Source organism: Syntrophorhabdaceae bacterium (assembly GCA_028713955.1).
GTDB lineage: Bacteria > Desulfobacterota > Syntrophorhabdia > Syntrophorhabdales > Syntrophorhabdaceae > UBA5609.
Genome location: JAQTNJ010000282.1, coordinates 1 through 3,622 on the forward strand (window position 1 = coordinate 1; position 3,622 = coordinate 3,622).

The window sequence follows — 3,622 nt, forward strand, 5'->3', positions numbered from 1 at the left end:
TTACATGGTCCGCAGGCATATTTGATCTTCTTTCTCTGGTCCTTTGCTACGGCAGCGACAGGATTTTCAATGAGCGGATCGTTCTCGTCTTCGCCAACCACAAAAACGCCGGCGGGGCATGCCGTTATGCATGCCCCGCAGCCGTTACACAGATCCGTGTCTATGGTGATGAAGAAATCGCCTGAGCCGTCTTTATATCCATAGCTGGCCTTCATCTATTTGCTTCCCTTTTCAGCAAGGGCCTTCCCGAACAGTGCCGCACCGATTGCGCCTGCAATCTGGGTATCAAAGGGGAACCCTTTGTCTGCATACTCTTTGTTGTGCCACTTAGTCTCGCATGCCTCGATGCCGAGCTCCTTCGTGAGTCTCTTTACAACACCCAGGTTCTTGGCTATTCCGCCAGTGATGGCGAATTCCTTCTCGACGTTGACCTTTTCGAGGAGCGATAAAACCCTGTGCGCCATCGCGGAACAATATGCCGCAAGCACTTTCTCTTTCGGCCAGCCGGCACGGAGCAGGCTTGCTGCCTCTGATTTCGCGAAAACAACGCAGGTTGAGCTGACAGGGGGCGGCTCTTCTGCAACCTTAAAGGACATATCGCCAACGTCCTCAATGGGAACGCCGAGGAGGTCTGCAAAGACTTCCATACCTCGGCCGGTGCCTGCTGCGCACTTGTCATTCATCAGGAAGGCAACGACTTTGCCTTTGTCGTCGACCTTGATAGCCTTACAGTCCTGGCCGCCCATATCGAGAACGGTCCTTACTGAAGGTCCGTACATCCAGTTTGCGCCCCTTGCGTGGCACGCGATCTCTGTTATTGCCCTGTTTCCAAAAGGAACGTTCACGCGGCCATAGCCTGTGCCGACGGTGAACCGGATATCTTTCAGGGTCAGGCCTGTGCCTTCTGTTGCCTTGTTGAAGACGTTGATCGCGCTGTCAGGGCTGTTGGAACCTGTTCTCATGTTGCCGTAGCAGTAAAGCTCACCGTCTACCATGATAACGCCCTGTGTGCTGACAGAACCGACGTCTATACCTGCCGTAATATAGTTACCCTTCTTCCAATCGATCCCGGGGTTTGTCCATCTTGATTCCGGCCATCTCCAGAATTCTTTCTTTTCTTCTGTCATGGTATTACCTCCATCCTTTACTCTGCTGCCGCGATTGCAACGCCGATGGCGCCGATAAACTGCGGATCCGGAGGAACGCTGATCCTGATGTTCAGCTCTTTCTCAACGGCCTTGATAAAACCCTTGTTGAGGGCAACACCACCGATTGCCGCTACATTATTCTCAACACCGACCCTTCTCATCATGGACACGATCCTGTCCGCCATCGCGTCGAGGATCGCCCGTACGATATCCGGCTTTGCGGCCAGTGAGTGGATTAGCGACACAAGTTCCGATTCCGCGAACACCACGCACTGCGCGTTCATGCCGATCTCTTTTGTTGACTGGTCATAGAGGTCTCCCATCTTTTCAACCTCCGTCTCAAGGGCCCTTGTCATTGACTCGACGAAGGTCCCGGCGCCTGCAGCACACTTTTCGTTGATTGCAAAGTCAACGATACTGCCGTCCCTGTTTACCCTGACCGCCCTGCCTTCCTCGGCGCCTATATCGATAACGGTATGGGTATCAGGCATAAAATACATGATCCCTTTCGCATCGGCGCTCACTTCTGTAACCTCGCCCTGAGCAAAGTCGCAGTCTTTTCTTCCTGCGCCGGTAGCAAGGACCTTCTGTATGTCTTTTCTTGCCAGACCTGCCGCCTTTAATGCCTCATCGTATGCCTGGTTTGCCGCTGCCTTCGTGTCCAGACCTGCGAGGACCATTGCCTTCCCGATAATCTTATTGTCTTTCATAATGACGACCTTCACGTTTTTTGCGCCGCTGTCTATACCTGCCGTTATCATCCTTTACCTCCTTGCGACCGCCTTTTCACACCCAATGTTTCCAAAAGGCATCGATTCTTGTCTTTACCATCTCTTCTTCAAAGATCTTTCCGCTGTATGTTATCATGCATTCATGCCAGCCTTCAGCATAATGTAATAAAATCAAAAAAGACTGTCAAGACAACATGTTCGCAATATGTCCGCTCAGGCCTTTTGTGCTTGAATATTCAGGAAAAATTGCTATAATTACGGGATGCGGATACTCTGTCTTGACGTGGGGGATAAGAAGATCGGGGTCTCCATGTCGGACCCTACTCACAGTATTGCGCAGGCGCTTAAAGTATACAGAAGAAATTCTCTCAAGAAAGACCTGAGGGAGTTCAGGGATATCATATCGGAATATGATATTGAAAGGATCGTCATAGGACTTCCGAAAGACCTAAGCGGGGAGATTGGTAAAAAGGCGCAAGAGGTTATGGAGTTCGCAGAGGCCTTAGAGAAGCACGTTGGCTTACCTGTCGTACTCTGGGACGAACGGTTCAGCACCAATGAGGCCCACAGGGTCTTCGAGATGGCAAGTATAAGCCACAAAAAGCGGAAACCATACTTAGACATGATCGCATCACAACTAATATTACAAGGATACCTGGATGCTAACAAGCCGCGATAGAAAGATCATTATAACAGTTCTTGGTATCTTCATAGCCACACAGACCATCATCTTCGCAAGTATCCCAAGGGATACAGACGGTACGTTAGTTAATATCGTTGTGAAAAATGGAACAAGTCTGTATAGTATTGCAAATAAGCTCAAAAAGGAAGACTTGATCTTCTCGTCGAATCTTTTTGTGCTCTGTTCGTTGCTCTACAGGGGAAGACTGCTGGCTGGCGAGTATGCGTTAAAGAAGGACATGTCAACATTAAAGATCGTCAGAAAGATGGGGCGTGGTGAACGGAATATCTACACCCTTAAAATAGTGGAAGGTTACAATATGTTCAATGTCGCTGATACAGTCGACAGGTCACAGATCATGAAAAGCGCTGAGTTTCTGGCCCTGACCAAAAACCTGGGATATCTGAGAAAGATAGGTATCATGTCCGATTCCATCGAGGGCTATCTTGCACCGGATACCTATCACTATAGTAAGGAGATAGAGGTTGAAGATTTTATAGAAAAGATTGTTCAGAGAACCTTTAAATTTTTCACAAAAGAGGATATAAAAAAGAGGATGGAAGAACTCGGTTTTGACGTGCACAAGACGCTTACCCTTGCGTCCATGATCGAGAAAGAGGCAAAACTGAAGGCTGAGAAACCCTTCATCTCCGCTGTTTTTCATAACAGGTTGAATAAAGGGATGCCCCTTGACTGCGATCCAACGGTCATCTATGGGACAGGCATGTTTGACAGCCCTATAAGTCGTTCCAATCTCGATACATACACCCCTTACAATACTTATACATTCAAAGGATTGCCGAAGGGGCCTATCTGCAATCCTGACAGAAACTCCATCATGGCTGCCCTCTATCCTGCCCAGGTTGATTACCTTTACTTTGTTTCAAAAAATGACGGTACCCATGTCTTTTCCAAAGACATGAAAGAACATAACCGGTTCGTAGCAATGTATCAAAGAGGAAAAAACACAAAAAAATGAGTTAAGGAGGAGTGTATGGCAAAAGATGTAGCAGTTATCGGTGTGGGCCAGAGTTCGTTCGTAAGAGGCTATGAAGGCTCCA

5 protein-coding genes are annotated in these 3,622 nt (G+C 48.5%); 2 read left to right on the forward strand and 3 right to left on the reverse strand.

The features are described 5' to 3' along the window. The 3 genes from PHU49_15695 to PHU49_15705 form a co-directional block, all read right to left on the reverse strand. Positions 1 to 215, reverse strand: a 215-nt coding sequence (locus tag PHU49_15695) for a 4Fe-4S binding protein (protein MDD5245452.1), incomplete at its 3' end; no start/stop codon positions are given. Then, the gene (bzdQ, locus tag PHU49_15700; protein MDD5245453.1) at positions 216 to 1,127 is read right to left on the reverse strand and encodes a benzoyl-CoA reductase, bzd-type, subunit Q; all 912 of its coding nucleotides are present in this window, start codon (positions 1,125 to 1,127) and stop codon (positions 216 to 218) included. Between the two features lie 17 nt (positions 1,128 to 1,144). Beyond that, positions 1,145 to 1,909 carry an acyl-CoA dehydratase activase gene (locus PHU49_15705; GenBank protein MDD5245454.1) on the reverse strand — a complete coding sequence of 255 codons (765 nt, stop codon included), beginning with the start codon at positions 1,907 to 1,909 and terminating at the stop codon, positions 1,145 to 1,147. Positions 1,910 to 2,141: 232 nt separating this feature from the next. Here PHU49_15705 and ruvX point away from each other — a divergent pair, with 232 nt between their 5' ends. Both ruvX and mltG read left to right on the forward strand, forming a co-directional pair. Further along, positions 2,142 to 2,558 carry a Holliday junction resolvase RuvX gene (gene ruvX / locus PHU49_15710; GenBank protein MDD5245455.1) on the forward strand — a complete coding sequence of 139 codons (417 nt, stop codon included), beginning with the start codon at positions 2,142 to 2,144 and terminating at the stop codon, positions 2,556 to 2,558. Beyond that, positions 2,539 to 3,540 carry an endolytic transglycosylase MltG gene (gene mltG / locus PHU49_15715; GenBank protein ID MDD5245456.1) on the forward strand — a complete coding sequence of 334 codons (1,002 nt, stop codon included), beginning with the start codon at positions 2,539 to 2,541 and terminating at the stop codon, positions 3,538 to 3,540. Before ruvX ends, mltG begins: the two co-directional genes overlap by 20 nt. Positions 3,541 to 3,622: the final 82 nt, after the last annotated feature.